Genomic DNA, 16,821 nt, shown 5'->3' on the forward strand with positions numbered 1-16,821 from the left:
AGCCAGGCACGCGCTCCCCGCTGAACACATGCTCCCCCCTCCCCCACCACCCGCACACCACCGCCCCCCCCTCCGCACGCCCCCCCCCCCGCCCCCCCCGGAACACCCCCCCCCCCCACGGGACGTCTTCAGCCGTTGGTGCAGGAGTTGGCGAGAGCCGGGTTCAGCAACCCGATGATGTCGATGCTGTCGCCGCACAGGTTGGCGTCGAGGTCGAGCGGGATCTGGATGACGTTGCCGGAGAGGACGCCCGGGCTGTCGGTGGCGACGCCGACCGGGTTCGGGTCGGCCGCGTGGGCGGCCGTCGTGCCGGTCAGTGCAAGGGCACCTGCGAGAACTGCTGTGGTAGCAAAGCTGCGCATACGCATGAGTTGCCTCACTGGTTGACGTAGGGACCCTTCCATCTCAGCGGCACCGGAGGACGCCCGCCCGCTCTGGTACGCCGTTCGGGACTACGGGAACCGGGTGACCTTGGAGGGGACGGTGTCCGTGCCGGAGGTGGGGGCGCCCGTGTCGTTGACGACGTGGGCGTACTGGCCCTTGCCGCCGAGGGAGATCACCAGCAGGTCGTGCATCTTGATGCCTGCCGTGGCCGGGACCTGGAAGCCGTGGGCCTGGACGATCGAGGGATCGGCCGTGTAGTTGCAGTAGCTGCCCAGCCCCCATGCCTCGTGCGTGGTGACGGAGTCCGCGACCTTGTAGGCCGCGTAGCCGACGATGCCGTCGTGGGTGATGGCGGCGGCGTTCGGGGCGTCGTACGCCTTCTCGTTCTGGAAGAAGATCGTCCGGCCGCGTTCCCCGTTCCAGTAGACGTCGTACTTGTTGAAGTGTTCGACGAACAGGCCCGTGGCGAGGACGTCGTCGCCGTTGACGTGAAGGCCGTAGGCGGCGCGGTTGGTGTCCCAGCCGACGCCGCTGCCGTGGTCGGCGCGCCAGATCCAGGTGTGGTCGATGATGACGTCGTCGCTGTCGACCACCACGGAGTTGGTGGCGAGGCCGGGTCCGGCGCCGCCGATGCGCACGAACACGTCCTGCATGGTGGTGGGGTTGGCGGAGTGGTCGGCGGTGGCACCGGGGGTACCGATCCGCAGGAGGGTGTCGGAGTTGACGGGGCCCGCGTCGATCAGGAATCCGGCCAGCCTGACTCCGTCGACGTCGGCCACGTGCATCGCGTCGACGCCGTTGTCCGGGACGAGGGTGGCGAGACCGAGACCGAGGACGACGGTGTTCGCACGGGTGACGTCGATGGTCCGGTCGAGGTGGTAGACCCCGGGCGTGAAGAGGAGGTTGAGCCCCTGGGCGAGGGCCTGGTCGATGGTGGCGGCGGTGGCGCCCGGCTTCACGACGTAGAACTGGTCCAGCGGGATCGAGGTGCCCGCGTCGGCCGGCCAGGAGACTCCGCGGACGTCGGTGCGCTTGGCCGGGACGAACACCTTGTAGGCGGAGCCGTCCAGATAGAGGAAGGGCTTCTCGCGCGAGACGGGTGTCGTGTCCAGGGTGGTGTACGGGCCGCTGTCGAAGTTGGTGGCCGGTGCGCCCTGGACACCGGAGAAGGTCATGTTCCAGACGCCGTTGGTCCAGCCGCCGACCGAGCTGTCGCGGGTGTACCACTGCTGCTGGGAGTAGGGGCCCACCGTGCCGTCGATCTTCGAGTCGGCGATGTAGCCGCCGGAGGCCCAGCCGTAGCCGTTCGGGGCGAGGTTGAGGCCGCCCTGGACATGGATACGGCGGAAGGGCGCAGCCTGGGCGACCGCCCAGCGGTCCGTGCCGTTGGACGGCCTGATGGCGAGGTTCTCCGCGGAACGCCAGAAGTTCTGGGTGGCGTTGCCGTTGAACCAGCCCGCGTCCACGGTGACGTCGCCGTTGATCTGGGTGTCGTCGGGGTTCAGGCCGAGCCCGGAGACGGAGGTGTAGAAGCCGAGCTGGGCGTTGAGGCCGTTGTAGGTGCCGGGCTTGAGCAGGAACTGGTAGCGCCCGGTGCCGAACTGGCTGGACTCCTGCTGGGCGAAGACGTCGTCGAACTTCTTCTGGAGATCGGGGGTGGAGGGGTCGACGACGATCACGTTGGGGCCGAGGTCACCGCCGCCCTGGACCGGCGGGGTACCGGTGGAGCCGGTGTGCACGGCGACCTCCCACAGCGAGTAGCCGTAGCCGGTGCCGCGTGCGGTGCCGTGGATCCTGAGGTAGCGGCCGGAGCCGCTGACCTCGTAGGAGGCGGTGCCGCCGGTCGCGTCGGTGACGCTCTTGAGGGTGCTCCAGCTCTGGCCGTCGGCGGAGGCCTGGATCTGGAAGTCCTTGCCGTACGCCGTCTCCCAGTTCAGGTCGACCTTGCACAGGTCCTTGACCGAGCCGAGGTCCACCTGGAGCCACTGCGGGTCCGAGGCCCGGCTGGACCAGCGGGTTCCGGTGTCGCCGTCGAAGGCGGCGGAGGCGGGGGTGCCGGCGTTCTCGGTGGAGGAGGCGGTGGCGGGCCTGCCCTGCGCGGCATTCGCGGTGCCGCAGGTGGCCTGGGTGCCGCTCGTCGAGCCGAACACCTGGAACTCCCAGAGCGAGTAGCCCCATGGGGTCGCGCGGTGCACACCCAGCATGCGGACGTAGCGGCCCTGCCCGGACACGTCGAGGGTGTCGACGCCTCCGTCGGAGCCGGTGACGGACTTCAGGTCGGTCCAGTCGGTCCCGTCCGTGGATATCTGGACCTTGTAGTCCTTGCCGTAGGCGGTCTCCCAGTTCAGGACCACCTGGGTGACCGAGGCGGTGGTGCCCAGGTCGACCTGGAACCACTGGTCGTCGGCGGCTGCCGAGGACCAGCGGGTACCGGTGTCGCCGTCGACGGCCCCGGCCGCGGCGGTGCCGGCGTTCTCGGTGGAGGACGCGGTGGCCGTCTTCCCCTGTGACAGCGGGGTGTCGGCCGCGGCGGCCGGTGGATGGGTGGTGGGCAGGGCGATCAGCGCTGCCGTGGCGGCGAGCGCGATGCCCAGGGATCTCAGTCTCATGTGGCGGCTCCATGCGGCTGCGGAGGTCAAGAAGCTGACCCCATGGCTTAGTTCATGTTTTGATTTAAGTGGTGAGCCAACTGGGCGGCAAGCCTTCGGAAGTCAAAACCTCCGAAGGCCTGCCGGGTCGCGCTACGCCTGCCGGCGTGTCTGGTTCCCGACCGTCTCCAGCAGTGCGGCGTGCGTCTCCGGATCGGCGGCCACGATCAGGCCGCCCGCCCCGGTGTGCAGGGGCTGGCCGTGGATGCCGGTGACCGTGCAGCCGGCGGCCCTGCACAGGGCGATGCCGGCGGAGAAGTGCACGTTGTCGCGCAGGTCGCCGTCGGTGACGTACGCGGCCCGGCGGCCGGCGGCCACCCAGGCGACCGCGAGGGTCGTGGAGACCACCCGGGGCCTGAAGCGCCGCACGAACCCCGGGTCGGCCAGGAGGCGGACCGCCCGGAAGCCGGGGGCGTTGGGGAACGGCGGGTCGAGATTGACGTCCACCAGCTGCGAGTCGGGCGAGGGCGTCAACTCCTCGTCCCCGCCGTCGTTCCGGAGCAGGGCCCGCTGCCCGTCGGTCCAGAACACCTCGCCGCTGAACGGGTCGGCCGTCGCGGCCGCCGTGATCCCGTCGTCCGTCCGCAGAGCCACGTTCACCCCCACCAGCATGTTCCGCACCGCGTAGTTGAGGGTGCCGCACAGCGGGTCGACCAGCCAGCGGCGCCGCGCCGTCGTGGCACCTGTGCTGCCGCTCTCCTCGCCCGTGACGGCGTCGTCGGGCCGCGCCTCGCGCAGCACGTCCACGATGGCCTGTTCCGCCGCGAGGTCGGCCGCCGTCGCGAAGTCGCCGGCGGACTTGTCGAAACGGGCGAGGGCTTTCCCGTACATGTCGCGTACCACGTCCGCGCCCGCCCTGGTGGCCGCCAGGGCCAGCTGGGCGTCGGACTCCCCGTTGTAGATCAGCATGTCGAGCAGGATAGGTTCCGGGCCCGCCGGGCCGGCGGGCCCGGAGCGGTTCACCGTGTGCGGGCCGGTCCGGTCGGTGTGAGGGACAGGGTCTGTTCGGCCGCGGTGCGCCCACCGCCGACGGAACTGCCGCTGGTGTCCGTCCAGTTGCGCGCCGGGGTGGTCTCGGCGTGCCGGCCGGAGGTCCCGGACAGGGCGAGGACGAGGCCGCTGTAGCGGTTGACGAGACGGTAGCCGCCGCCGTCACGGGCACAGCGGATCAGGAACCACTGCTGACCCACGGTCGGCCCGCCGGCCGGTGCCGCGGTGACGGTCGGCCGGGCACCCCAGGCACGGCCGGCGGCGTCGGCGGAGTCGACGCCCAGCAGCCGGCCACTGGCGGCGTTGGTGAGGGTGAAGGCGCCGTCACCGGTGGCGGTGAAGGTCCACGACTCCCGGGCGGAGCCGGTGGCGGACGCGGCGGACGCCGTGCCGGCGCCGCGGGAACTCTGGGCGAGGACCCGGCCCGTGCCGCCGGTGATGCGGTAGCGGCGGGTGGTGTCCACCGGTGGGGCTGCGGGCCGGTCGGAGTCGACGGTGACGTCGACGTACTCGCCGGAGGAGTCGTGGGAGCAGCCGAAGGAGCAGTACGAGCGGAAGGTCCTGCCGACGACGGCGGAGCCGGTCCGGCTGGCGGGGTCGAGGAACCAGCGGTACCAGGACGCGTTCGTGTAGCCGCCGGTGTCGCCGATCAGGTGCCACTTCTGGGAGGTCAGGTCGTCGGTGGCGTAGAAGTACTGCGGTGAGTCGCCGCTCTGGTCGACGGCCTGCGGTTCGCCGATGTACAGGCCGAGGTGGGCGTCGTAGGCGATGTTCATGACGAACAGGGGCGAGGTCGGGGGCATCCTGCCGGCCGCGATCTGCTCGGCCGCGGTGCCGGTGCCTGCCGGGTCGTACTCGCCCGAGACGGGGGTGTAGCCGCTGGGGTGGCCGGCGTCGACGGGCACGATGTTGCTCTCCCGGCCGCCGGTGCCGGGCTGGGACCAGGAGCCGTCGTACCACTTGCGCCAGGAACCGGGGGCCATCTTGGCGGAGATCGGGGCGCGGGCCACGTGTTCGTAGAAGGCCTTCCAGCCGCCCTTCTTGTCCACGATCCGGGAGCCGTAATAGACGTAGAAGTACCCGGAGGCGGTGTCCGCGTAGAGGCGCTGGTCGCCGTCGCCGTAGGAGTACGTCTGGTTCGGGAAGGCGGTCGAGTCCCCGCGCCGTGTGCTGTACGGGGAGGTCAGGACGTGGTCCTCGATGGTCCAGGTGCGGCCCCGGTCGGTGGAGACGGCGTAGTCGATGGCGTCGTAGTGCAGTCCGTCCCCGAACGGCTGCGGGGTGAACTCGTTGTGCACGAGGCCGTACCAGTCACCGGTGTCGGGGTCGACCCACACCCCGGACAGGTCGCAGTAGTTCTTCTGCGCGTAGCCGGAGCCGCTCGGGGCGTACGTCGCCTCGCGGCCGGTAGGGCTGTTGTTGCACCGCCAGGTGGTGTCGTCGTTGCGGTCGGCGGAGTTGGCCGGGTCGACGGCCTTGCTCAGCGTCTTGTCGAACTTGGCGGTGTCGAAGTCCTTGCCGGTGTAGAAGTCCCAGGTGCGCGGGTCCTTCGCACCGTAGAGGGCGGCGGACTGCTGGTAGTGGAAGGTGCCGTCCTTGTCGGTGTACGGGGTGGCGGGGGTGTCCGTGGGGTGAGTGAACGGCACCGGTGTCCCGACGCTCACGCTGTAGCTCGCGTCGGCGGACGGGGACGTGGCGGACGCCGGGGCCGGTGTGCCGCCGCCCAGGGTCAGGGCGGCGGCCGCGGCCAGGGCGCCGCCTGCTCTGCTCAACAGTCGCACGGGTGCTCCTTGTTGCCGAAGGGCCGGTTGCACCGGAACGATCCGGGCCCGGTGGTTGCTCCGGCAATGGACTCCCATGCTCCGTCTCTTGCACTTTCGCGGCGGCCCGCCGCTCGGCGCTACTCGTCGACGCCGGCCGGGAGCGGTGTCCCCCAGGCCAGTTGGCGGATCAGCGCGTCGTCGACGCGTGTGGCGCCGGGGGCCGCGGAACCGGTGCGCGAGGGGGTGTGGGTGCCGCGGGAGATGCCGCCGCTGACGGTGATGTTGTGCTCAACGCGCGGGCGGCGGTGCTGCTCGTAGACGGCGAACGCGGTACGCGGGTCAGGGGTGTCGCGCAGGGCCTTGGCGAGGACGACTGCGTCCTCGAGCGCCATCGAGGCGCCCTGCCCGGTGGCCGGGGAGGCCGCGTGGGCCGCGTCGCCGATGAGGAGGACCCGGCCCGCGTGCCAGGGGGTGCCGAGCGGCATCTCGGCGGCGTTGACGACCATCATGCGGTCGGCGCCGGCCGCCACGATGTCGCCGGCCGGGCCGGCGTCCTCGCGCAGCAAGAGGAGCAGTTCCTCGCGCCGGCCGCCGGGCGCGCGGTGGGCGGGGCGACCGGCGGGCAGCGGGTCGCCTGCGGTGCGGGCGAACCAGTACGTCTCCCCCTCCGGCGAGACCGCGTACCCGAAGGCGGACTTGCTGCCGCGCACCATGGTCATGGCCCCGGTGTCCTCGGTCGCGGGGGTGCCGTCCGTGTAGCCGTAGAAGACGCGCTGGCCCGCGTACACGGGCTGCGCCGCGAGGGCTGCGACATGGCCCCGCACGGCCGAGTTGAGGCCGTCCGCACCGATCAGCAGGTCTCCGGTGGCGGTGCTGCCGTCCGCGAAGTGCGCGGTGACATCGTCGGGGCCGTCGTCCACGGACACCAGGCGGGCGCCGTGGACGACGGCCATGCCGCGCCGGGCCGCCTCCGCCTGCAGGGCCGCGTTCAGCTCGCCGCGGCGCAGGCAGCGGTAGCGCAGGGCCGGATCGTCCGCACCGGCGAGCGGGGCGCGTGTCACCTCGGTGCCCGTGCGATCGAGCAGGCGCAGCGAAGTCAGCGGAAAACCGATGGTCGTGACGGCGTCCGTGGCGTCCAGCTGGGCCAGGGCACGCATGCCGTTCGTCGCCAGGGTCAGGAAGGCGCCGATGTCCTCGGCGGTGTCGGGGTGCGCCTCGAAGAGGGCGACCTCGTGTCCGGCCTTCTGCAGGCCCAGCGCTGCCGCCGTGCCCGCGATGCCGCCGCCGATCACCAGTGTGCGTGCCATCGGATCCACCCCACCGTCCCGTTCCGCTACCTCGACCGGTGGCACAGTTACGCCATGAACGGCGGGGCGGGCAAGAACGTGGTGTCACATCCGGACGTGTCCGGGGGCCTGACCTGCGCCACGCCCGGCGGCCCGGACTCCGGGCTCACTCGGCGAGCTGCTGGTACATCGACGCGAGGTCCTGCGAGAGGACGGACTTGACCCAGCGGGTGGTGTCGTCGCCGAGCACCTCGTGTGCGCCGGACTCGATGCCGTCGAGGGCGGCCACCGCGATGTCGTGGGCATTCGCCTTCGGGGCGTCGAGTCCGGCCGTCATGTCGGTTTCCACATAGGCCATGTGAAGGCCCGTCACCTGGATGCCGTGGGACTGGAGGTCCAGGCGCAGGCTGTTGGTCTGCGACCACAGGGCGGCCTTGGTGGAGCTGTAGCTGCTGCCGTCGGCGAGCCAGGACAGCGCGGAGTGGACGTTCAGGATGTGGCCGCCGCCGTTGCGCTCGATGACCGGCACGAAGGCACGGGTGAGCAGCAGCGGACCGTAGTAGTTGATCTCGAACTCGCGGCGCACGTCCGCCAGCGGGGAGGTGAGCACCCGGGCGCCGGTCGAGATGCCGGCGTTGTTGATCAGTACGGTCACGTCCGGCGCCTGCTCGGCCAGGGCCGCCACCGAGGCGGGGTCGGTGACCTCCAGAGGCAGCGCGACGGCGTCGGGGTGGGTGATGGTGCGCGGGTCGCGGGCGGTGGCGTACACCTTCCCCGCTCCCCGCTCGTACAGCTCCTCGACGATGGCCTTTCCGACGCCACGGCTGCCACCGGTGACGAGGACGACGGCGTTCTTGAGTGCGGTCACGGCAGTCTCCAGACAGGTGAAACCGATCGGTTTCCAGCATCGTAAACCGATCGGTTTCCAGGCTCAAGGCGGACGTCGACCTCAGTCGCCGCCCCGCACCGCCGCGAGGCACTGGCCGTTACCCGGCCGCGCCTGAAGTAGTGGACGCCTGCTGGCGGGGCTCGGCGAGGAGAGCAAGGCCCTGGGCGGGGTCTACCCGGCACCGGACGCCGTGGTCGAGCGGATGCGAGCCGCCGTGGCAGCCGGCGCCCAGACCCGCGAGGGCGAACTCGACCTGGAGGCGTCGCTGGACCGCGTCGCCTGAGGCTTGCCCGGCCACCGGGCTCGCTTCGAGCACCGACCGGGGTGGACATCCGTACCGGCCTGGGGGTCATGCTGGTCCACATGTCACTCGGTTCGCCGCTCGCGGTGGCGGGCGGCGTCTGTGGGAGGTCCGGTATGCGGTGGTGGACGGTCGGGTGTGCGGCGGCCTCGGTGGTCCTGCTGGCGGGGTGCGGCGCGTCGGCGGGGCGGGGTGCCGGGGGCGGGGCGTCACGGCCGCCTTCTCCGTCCGGGGGCGGCGGCGGCACGTCCAGCAGCCCTGCCGCCCCCGCGTCCACCTCCGGCGGGGCCCGGAGCCCTTCGGCACCGGCCGCGCGCTGTGCCGCCGGAACCGTCGACGTCGCCGTCTCCCCCGGTGACCCGGTGCGGCGCGAGCTGTGTGTGCGGCCCGGGGCGGTGGTGCGGTTGGTGCTGCGGCCCCGCGAGGACGACAAACGGTGGACCGGCGTGACGAGTTCTGCGCTCGCCCTCGTCCTGGTCTCGGGCTGGCAGGTGGACCCGGACGGCAGCGCGCACGCCACCCTGCGCTGCGCGGGCACCCGGGGCGGCGCCGCCCGGGTCACCGTCTCGGCGAAGGCTCCGGACGTGGCGGGTGCCCCGCGGGGTGTCTTCACACTGGACGTGAACGTGGTGCCGTACACGCGGAACGGGTGACCCCGGGATCAGCGGGGTCACCCGTTCCGCACTCGTGCGCGCCGCTCAGTCGAGGTCGCGGAGCCTGATGGTGTAGATGCCCCGGCCATGGGTGGCCGCGTACAGGGTGCCGCCGTCGGGGCTCGTCTTCAGCTGGAGGACGGCGACGGCCGGCAGGTCGCCGACGCGCTGCCACGTCGTACGGCCCGGTGCGCGGTAGACGACGCCGAGGTCGGTGGCCACGGCGAGGCCGCCGTCCGCCGTCACCAGGGCGGAGTCGGTCGGCACGTCGGGAAGGTTCGCCGAGACGTCCTTCCAGGTGGTGCCGCCGTCCGTGGACTCGAAGACATGGCCGACGCCCGCGCCCGGGCCCTCGGTCCAGTGCCGGGAGAAGCCGTTGACCGCGAGGAAGACGTGATCGGCGTTCTTCGGGTCGACGGCGAAGCCGCTGAGGTAACGGTTGGGTACGGTCCCGTCCACCGGCAGGGTGATGTCGTGCCAGCCGGTGCCGTCCGCGTTGCCGACGGCGATGCCACGGGCGAAGCCCTGGTTGTTGCACGGTCCGCACCAGGCGGCGTAGACCTTCCCGCCGGAGGCGGCGACGGCGGTCGCGACGCGCCCGGCGCCGAAGTCGTGCACGCTCGTCCACTCGGCGCCGCTGCGGATGGCGTAGCCGTGGGTCTGCACCCAGATGTGACGGCCGCCGGCGATCCAGGTGGAGCCGTTCTTCAGGTCCGTCGCGAGCGGGGCGATGAAACGGGCCTCACTGGTGGCGTTGTCGGGCGGCGCGACGCCGTACGAGGTGGCCTTGCTCGCGTCGGTGGTCCAGCTGCCGTCGTTGACGGCGCAGTTCTGGGTGACCTGGACGGCGAGGTAGACGTACTCCTGGGCGATGTTGCAGCCGTTGGCGGGATCGGTCAGGGTGTCGCCGCCGTCGCCGCCGAAGTTGGAGCCCATCACCTTGTCATTGGCGCGCAGGACGGACTGGCCGTTGTCCTGCAGGCCGCCGGTGACGGACAGGCCGCCGTGGTCGAGGTCCCTGCCGATGCCGACGGAGTAGTACTGGAGGGTGTCGATGGTGCCGTCGTTGAGGGAGGTCCAGTCGGTGGCGTGGCCCGAGGCGTCCTGGGAGCCGTCGGCCGGGCGCTTGTAGACACCGCCGTCGTTGCCGACGTACACGAAGCTCTTGCCGTGGTAGCGGCCGATCGCGACGCCGTGCTGGTCGGAGTGGGTGGTCTGGTGGCAGTCGCCGGTCTGCTTGGCGGGGTCGATGCTCCAGCAGGAGAAGGTGAAGTTCCAGTACGGCCCGACGGTGGACCAGTTCGTGCCGCCGTCCTTGGTCTCGTAGACCTCCTCGAGACCGGCGTACACGTGCTGCGGGTCGCTCGGGTCCACGGTGAGGAACTGGTTGTACCAGGCCTGGACGCCCGGCATGTAACCCGCGGTGGTCAGCGCCGAGTTGTCGGCGGCGAGTCCCTTGTAGTCGGCGATCTTGGTCCAGGGGCCGGTCGGGGAACCGGACCTGGAGACGAAGATGCCCTCCAGACCACTGTCCGGGTTGGTGTTCAGCTGCTCGGGCGACTGCTCGATGGCGTAGTAGCGGGAGCCGTCGGCGGAGCGGGCGAAGGTGACGTTGCCGACGTTGTCCGCGTCGCCGGGCAAGTCGCCGAGGCCGCCGGTGATCCGCGTCCAGGTGCCGCCGGTCTCGGTGTAGAAGCCGTTGTAGTCGTCGCCGCTGCGCCAGCCGACGGCCAGGACCACCTTGGACGGGTCCTTGGGGTCGATGGCGATGTCGTTGGCGATGTTCTTGTACGGGGCGCTCGGGTCACCGGCCTTGGAACCGCCCGGCAGATAGTCGGGGTTGGGCGCGAACTCCAGCTTCCAGGCGCCGCCCAGCTTCTTCGTGGAGTGGCTCCAGACGCCCTCGCTGGTGGCCGCCCAGACCTTGCCGCCGCCGAAACGCAGCTCGTGGACGGTGGTGCTGTCCAGTTCGTCGCCGCCGACCCGGCGGCGCGGTGAGAACGCGCCGTGGTGCGGGTGGGCCAGGACGTAGACGCCGCTGCCGAGGTAGGCGTCGGCGTTGGTGGTGGCCTCGCCGGTGCCCAGCCACAGGCGGCCCGCGCCGTCGAGGGCGAGGGCACCGGTGGACTGCGCGGGCAGCCGGTCGCTGATGGGCTGCCAGTGGCCGCCTCCGCTGCGCGAGCGCCAGACCCCGCCGCCGGCGCTGCCCGCGTAGACGTAGCCGCCGTCGTCGGCGGCGATCGCGGCCATCCGGCCGGTCACATTGCCCGAGCCGCCACTGGAGTTGGAGTCGATGTCGCGGTAGCGCTGGTCGTCGGAGTTGTATGGCACGTCGGTGATGTTGCGCCAGCTGCCGTCCGTGCTCGGCAGGTTCCTGAGGCCACGCCAGGCGGCGCCGTACGCACCGGGCTGGACGACACCGGGTGAGGTGCGGGCCTCCGCGTACTGGTCGGCACCCTCGGCGATCTCGTCGGCCTCGTTGCCGTCGTCGTCATCGGCCTTCAGGTGCGGCGACATGGCGCCCACCGACTGCACGCGCTCCTTGGCGAGTTGGCCGAGCGTACGGACTCCGAAGGGGCTGACGCCGCCGCGGCCGGAGGCGGCGGACGGGGGTATCGCGACGAGCGCGGCGGACGCGGTGAGCGCACAGACGGTGAACCACCGTCTTCTGCGGGTCGGCACGGACAACGGGGACCTCCCAGAGGGGCATCGACTGCCGTCGCGAGAGACCCGACCACGCGGACGGTGGATCGTCCGTGACTTGACGCGCTTTTGACAAGAACCTGCCAGTAGATAACTGTCCGGCCCGCGTTCTTCCGGCGCGGCGGGCGCCGGGTGGCGTCCCTCCGTGTCACTCCCCGCGGCCTGCCGCGCCGGGCAGACCCTGGGTACGCAGCCGGCCCGCCGTCTTCAGCAGACGGTCGGCGGGCTCGCGCAGCCCGGGATGGGCGAGGACCGTGTTGCGCAGGCCGCGTACCGGTCTGCGCCACAGCCGCTGCGCCATGGCCACGGGGTGGGCGCGGGCGGCGAAGCCCTCGCCGACCCGCAGTTCACGGGTCTTGAGCCAGTCCTTGTACTCCTTGTCGCCGCGCCCCAGGTCCACCAGGGTCACCCCGTTGCGGGCGGCCGCCTCGGCGGTCCTCAGATGCATCATCAACCCGGGCGAGTAGTAGTGCAGTTCGGGGTCGTACGCGGTGAACCAGGCCGCCAGGACCGTACTGGAGCGCGGGCCGAAGTGGGCGGCCACCGGGCGGTCCCCCGCGTACAGCACGGACAGCACTCCGGTGAAGTGCTCCTCGCGCACATGGAAGAGGTGGTCCACCAGGTCCACGATCCAGGGCCGCGCGAAGCGGTCCATGCGTCCCGTACGGCGGTACTGGGCGGACTTCCACTCCATGAGCGTGCGCAGGGCCCGCGGATCCCGCTCGTCGAACTCGAACCGCACCTCGCCGATGTCCCGCCCGAGCCGGCGTTCCTTCTTCAGCGTCGTCCTGGCCAGCCCCGGGTAGGTGCCGCGCAGCCAATCGGCGTAGCCGCCGTCGCCGGGCTTCACGTCGATCACCGGTGAGGCGAAGCTGCCGGTGACGTGCGGGGCGAACGGCCGCTGTTCCTGGACGAGATGGTCGAACTCGAAGATGCTGAGCCCGCAGGCGCGCAGCAGATCCGCGGCGTCCCAGGTGACGCCGGGCCGGTGCACCAGGGCCTGGCAGTCGGACAGCCCGAGTCCGATGGCCCGGCCGGTACCCAAGGGCCCCTTCTCGTACGGGAAGAAGCCGACGGGGTCCCCGTCCTCCCGCAGGATCGCCACCCGTGCCCCGCCCCGCCGACGGCCCACCCCGATGGTGAACTCCGGCGCCAGGAAGGGGTTGGCGTACTCGGGTGACTCGTCCATCGCCCGATGCCAGGCGGTGCGCAGCGCGGAGGTCAGGTCACCGGGTCTGTGGATCGTGATCTGCACGTCAGCTCGCCCGCCCTTCCGCCGGCTCCGCGAGCGATCTCTCGCGTACCGCGCAGGCCGGCAAGGCGTGTGGCACACCGTGTGGACCGTGACTCATGGATCGCATGGCGACCGCTCCCCCCATGACGCGCCGGGCGCGTCCTGTCATCTCCTGTGCTGACTCCGGCTCCCCGCCGTGCGCCAGTGCTCAAACGTCGCGAAACCGTACGCACACTGTCAAGGGTGCCTCAGGCGACGGATGGTCCGCCACGGGTCGGCGGACATCGGTGACGAATCGGGGCGGCACGGCGTGCACCGTGCGCCCCCTGCCTCAGCCCGGCCGGTGCTCCGAACGATCCGCGCCCGCGGTCATGTCCTGCGTGCCGATCACCGACAGCAGTTCCAGCTGTGCGGCGCCCTCGGTGCCGGGCGGGGCGCTGAACCACAGCAGGCGCTGGCGGCCGTCCTCGCTGAACAGGTTGTGGCAGTCGAGTTCGATGACGCCGAGCGCGGGATGGACGATCCGTTTGTGGTCGGTGCGCCGCAGCGCCACGTCCCGCCGCTCCCAGAGCGCGGCGAACTCCTCGCTGCGCCGGCGCAGCGCTGTCACCATGCGGGCGACCTCGGCGTCCTTGGCCCGGCGGGCGGCGACCGCCTGCAGGTCCGCGACGAAGACCCGGGAGTGGTGCGGGTGGTCCTCGACGGGGTAGACGGCGCGGGCGGCGGGGTCGGTGAACCAGCGGTAGACGAAGCTCGCCTCGGGACCCCGGGTGACCGGGGGCGGGCCGAGGAGCGCCAGCGCCGGCGGGTTCTGGGCGAGGGTCTCGTGCAGATCGTTGATGATCTGCGCGGGGGTGGTGGTGAGCCGGTCCAGCAGGCCGAGCAGGGCGGGCTGGGCGTGTGCCGCGGTGCTGTGGGCGGTCGGCACGGGGCGCTCGGCGAGGTGGAAGAGGTGGTCGCGTTCGTCGCCGCTCAGCCGCAGGGCGCGGGCGAGGGCGGCCAGCACCTGTGCGGAGGGCTGGGCGCCGCGGCCGCGTTCCAGCTCCGTGTAGTAGTCGGCGGAGAGCCCGGCCAGCTGCGCGACCTCCTCGCGTCGCAGTCCCGGGACCCGTCGGCGGGGCCCGGCGGGCAGGCCGACGTCCGCGGGACGGACCCGGTCACGGCGGGACTTCAGGAAGGCGGCGAGCTCCGAGTGGTTCACGCCCCCATGGTCACCCCTGCCACGGCGCGTAACCAGGGGTTGCCGACCCCAGGGTGAGGCGAGCCGTGGCTGCCGCGCGGACGGCGGCCCAGGCTGGAGGCGCAACCGGGAACCAGCCCCTTCAGCACCCAGGAGTCCCCATGTCCACGCAGGAAACCGCAGCTCCCCGCGTCGCCGTCGTCACCGGCGGCTCCCGCGGCATCGGCCGCGAGACGGTGACCCGGCTCGCCGCCGACGGCTACGCCGTGGTGGTCGGGTACGCGGGCAACCGCGACCTGGCCGAGGCCGCCGTCGAGGACGTCACCGCGGCCGGTGGCCGTGCGGTCGCGGTCCGGGCCGACGTCGCCGACGAGGACCAGGTCGCCGAGCTGTTCGGGACGGCCGCCCGCGAGTTCGGCGGAGTCGACGTCGTGGTCCACGCGGCCGGCCGGATGTACCTCGCGCCGATCGCCGAACTGGACCTGGCGGAACTGGACGCCATGCACCGCACCAACATCCGCGGCACCTTCGTGGTCGCCCGGCAGGCGGCCCGGACACTGCGCCGGGGCGGCTCGTTCATCGCCTTCTCCACCTCCGTGGTGGGGCTGTCCTTCCCGGCCTACGGCGCCTACAGCGCCAGCAAGGGCGCGGTCGAGGCGATGACCATGGTGCTGGCCCGGGAACTGCGCGGCCGGGACGTCACCGTGAACGCCGTCGCCCCCGGGCCCACGGCCACCGATCTGTTCCTGGACGGCAAGGACGAGCAGACGGTCGCCGCGCTGGCGGCCCAGCCCCCGCTGGAGCGGCTCGGCACGCCCGCCGACATCGCCGAGGTGGTGGCCTTCCTGGCCTCCCCGGCCGGCCACTGGGTCAACGGGCAGGTCGTACGCGCCAACGGCGGCATCGTCTGACACCCCTCGCCTCCCCCTCGTCACCCTTCCCCTCGTCTCCCTCTCTCTGCGAGGAATCATGACCACCGACACTCCCCTGACCGTCCTGGTCACCGGCGCCTCCAGCGGATTCGGCGCGCTGACCGTGCGCGCGCTCGCCGACGCCGGCCACACCGTCCACGCGGGCATCCGGCAGACGGCCACCCGCAACGCGCAGGCCGTGGCAGAACTGGACCGGTACGCGGCCGAGCACGGCGTGGCTCTGCACGCCGTCGACCTCGACGTGACCTCCCAGGACTCCGCAGAGGCAGCCGTCGCCCGGGTCCTGGCCGCCGAGGGCCGCCTGGACGTGCTGGTGCACAACGCGGGCCACATGGTCACCGGACCCGCCGAGGCCTTCACCCCCGAGCAGCTGGCCCAGTTGTACGACGTCAACGTGCTCGGCGCGCAGCGCGTGAACCGGGCCGCGCTGCCCCACCTGCGGGAGCGCGGCGAGGGCCTGCTGGTGTGGATCGGCAGCTCCAGCACCCGGGGCGGCTGCCCGCCGTTCCTGGCGCCGTACTTCGCCGCGAAGGCGGCGATGGACGCGCTGGCGGTCAGTTACGCCGCCGAGCTGGTCCGGTTCGGCATCGACACCACGATCGTCGTCCCCGGTGCCTTCACCTCGGGGACCAATCACTTCGCGCACGCGGGCACGCCCGCCGACACCGGGCGCGCCGCCGCCTACGACGAGCGCTACGGCTCCCTGCTGGCGGGCCTGGACCAGCGGCTCGGGGCGCTCGTCCCGCCGGACGCGGACGTGGCCGAGGTCGCCGAGGCGGTCGTACGTCTGGTGGGCCTGCCGACTGGCCGGCGGCCGCTGCGCACGCACGTCGACCCGAGTCGCGACGGGAGTGAGGTCGTGTCCGCGGTCGCCGACCGGATCCGCGTCGACTTCTTCCGCCGCGCCGGACTCCAGGACCTGCTCACCGTGGGCAGCTCGCTCTGACACCCCCTCGACCAAGGAGATCCACCATGCCGTTCGCGAACTTCAAGGTCCCCGCCGGAAGCCTGGACGAGAAGCAGAAGGAGCTGATCGTCACCCGCACCACCGAGCTGTACACCGAGATCTACGGCGAGCGCGCCCGCGCCGCCACGATGGTCCTGGTCGAGGAGGTCGCCGACGGCGGCTGGGGCATCGGCGGCGGTGTGCTGACCCTGGCCATGCTGCAGGAGTCGTCCGAGGACCGACTGGCGCACCCTGCCCGGCGGCAGCACAGTTGATCACCGTCCGCAGCACCAAGGCACCCACGAAAGGCGGTACTTCATGTCCCCCTCCGAGCCGGTCGTCCCGAAACCCGGTGATCTGCTGGCCGCCATGCCGTTCGCGGCCGGGCTGGGCATCGAGTTGCGGGAGGCCACGGCCGAGCGCAGCGTCGGAAGCCTGGCCTGGTCACCGGACCTCTGTACGGCGGGCGGTGCGCTGCACGGCGGCGTGCTGATGGCGCTGGCGGACAGCGTCGGTGCCGTGTGCGCCTACCTCAATCTGCCCGAGGGGGCGTCCGGCACCTCGACGGTGGAGTCCAAGACCAACTTCCTGCGCGCGGTCACCAGCGGCCACGTCCGTGCCACGGCTCGCCCCCTGCACCTCGGCGGCACCCTGCTGGTGGTGCAGACGGACCTGCACGACGACCGGGACCGCCTGGTCGGGCAGACCACGCAGACCCAGATCGTGCTCCGCAAGAACACCGGCTGAGCGTCACCGACACGAAGGCCGGCCCCTGCGGATGGCGGGGCCGGCCTTCGCCGTGTCCGGCCGTGATCCGCACCGCCGTATTGACATGAACCTGCGTCAACCTTGAGGCTTCGTGCGTGAAGTTGCTCGATTGAACCTTGTTTCGAGCGCTTCCGAGCAGCAGAC

At 71.9% G+C, this 16,821-nt stretch carries 14 protein-coding genes; 5 read left to right on the top strand and 9 right to left on the bottom strand.

The features are described from left to right. Window positions 1–128: 128 nt before the first annotated feature. The 6 genes from AC07DS_RS00435 to AC07DS_RS00460 form a co-directional block, all read right to left on the bottom strand. A complete protein-coding gene (locus tag AC07DS_RS00435; protein ID WP_479141268.1) occupies window positions 129–368 on the bottom strand; it encodes a chaplin in 240 nt (79 codons plus the stop codon). Between the two features lie 84 nt (window positions 369–452). Next, window positions 453–2,993, bottom strand: a complete 2,541-nt coding sequence (locus AC07DS_RS00440; RefSeq protein ID WP_479141269.1) for a discoidin domain-containing protein — start codon at window positions 2,991–2,993, stop codon at window positions 453–455. 132 nt (window positions 2,994–3,125) lie between these two features. Then, window positions 3,126–3,941 carry an inositol monophosphatase family protein gene (locus tag AC07DS_RS00445; protein ID WP_479141270.1) on the bottom strand — a complete coding sequence of 272 codons (816 nt, stop codon included), beginning with the start codon at window positions 3,939–3,941 and terminating at the stop codon, window positions 3,126–3,128. Window positions 3,942–3,991: 50 nt separating this feature from the next. Continuing rightward, window positions 3,992–5,803: an RICIN domain-containing protein gene (locus AC07DS_RS00450; protein WP_479141272.1), complete on the bottom strand. Its 1,812-nt coding sequence runs from the start codon at window positions 5,801–5,803 to the stop codon at window positions 3,992–3,994. 119 nt (window positions 5,804–5,922) lie between these two features. Continuing rightward, on the bottom strand, window positions 5,923–7,092 hold the full coding sequence (locus AC07DS_RS00455) for an FAD-dependent oxidoreductase (RefSeq protein ID WP_479141274.1): 1,170 nt from the start codon (window positions 7,090–7,092) through the stop codon (window positions 5,923–5,925). A 145-nt stretch (window positions 7,093–7,237) separates the two neighbouring features. After that, window positions 7,238–7,939 (bottom strand): SDR family oxidoreductase, encoded by a 702-nt coding sequence (locus tag AC07DS_RS00460; RefSeq protein WP_479141276.1) that lies wholly within the window; start codon window positions 7,937–7,939, stop codon window positions 7,238–7,240. Between the two features lie 384 nt (window positions 7,940–8,323). Here AC07DS_RS00460 and AC07DS_RS00465 point away from each other — a divergent pair, with 384 nt between their 5' ends. Then, window positions 8,324–8,914 (top strand): hypothetical protein, encoded by a 591-nt coding sequence (locus AC07DS_RS00465; protein ID WP_479141278.1) that lies wholly within the window; start codon window positions 8,324–8,326, stop codon window positions 8,912–8,914. Between the two features lie 45 nt (window positions 8,915–8,959). Here AC07DS_RS00465 and AC07DS_RS00470 read toward each other — a convergent pair whose 3' ends face one another. The 3 genes from AC07DS_RS00470 to AC07DS_RS00480 form a co-directional block, all read right to left on the bottom strand. Then, window positions 8,960–11,602 (bottom strand): WD40/YVTN/BNR-like repeat-containing protein, encoded by a 2,643-nt coding sequence (locus AC07DS_RS00470; RefSeq protein ID WP_479141280.1) that lies wholly within the window; start codon window positions 11,600–11,602, stop codon window positions 8,960–8,962. Between the two features lie 163 nt (window positions 11,603–11,765). Then, entirely contained in the window at window positions 11,766–12,872 is a 1,107-nt protein-coding gene (locus AC07DS_RS00475) for a GNAT family N-acetyltransferase (protein ID WP_479141282.1), read from the bottom strand. Between the two features lie 310 nt (window positions 12,873–13,182). Beyond that, window positions 13,183–14,052, bottom strand: a complete 870-nt coding sequence (locus AC07DS_RS00480; protein WP_479141284.1) for a helix-turn-helix transcriptional regulator — start codon at window positions 14,050–14,052, stop codon at window positions 13,183–13,185. Between the two features lie 140 nt (window positions 14,053–14,192). Here AC07DS_RS00480 and AC07DS_RS00485 point away from each other — a divergent pair, with 140 nt between their 5' ends. Genes AC07DS_RS00485 through AC07DS_RS00500 form a run of 4 tightly spaced genes read left to right on the top strand, consistent with a single transcriptional unit; the run spans window position 14,193 to window position 16,656 of the window. Then, entirely contained in the window at window positions 14,193–14,942 is a 750-nt protein-coding gene (locus tag AC07DS_RS00485; protein ID WP_479141286.1) for an SDR family oxidoreductase, read from the top strand. Window positions 14,943–15,000: 58 nt separating this feature from the next. After that, window positions 15,001–15,909 (top strand): SDR family oxidoreductase, encoded by a 909-nt coding sequence (locus AC07DS_RS00490; RefSeq protein ID WP_479141288.1) that lies wholly within the window; start codon window positions 15,001–15,003, stop codon window positions 15,907–15,909. A gap of 26 nt (window positions 15,910–15,935) precedes the next feature. After that, complete coding sequence (locus tag AC07DS_RS00495) at window positions 15,936–16,184, top strand: tautomerase family protein (RefSeq protein ID WP_479141290.1); 249 nt, start codon at window positions 15,936–15,938, stop codon at window positions 16,182–16,184. 43 nt (window positions 16,185–16,227) lie between these two features. Then, the gene (locus AC07DS_RS00500; RefSeq protein ID WP_479141292.1) at window positions 16,228–16,656 is read left to right on the top strand and encodes a PaaI family thioesterase; all 429 of its coding nucleotides are present in this window, start codon (window positions 16,228–16,230) and stop codon (window positions 16,654–16,656) included. The last annotated feature ends 165 nt before the right edge of the window (window positions 16,657–16,821 follow it).

Source organism: Streptomyces sp. NPDC044064 (genome assembly GCF_056434245.1).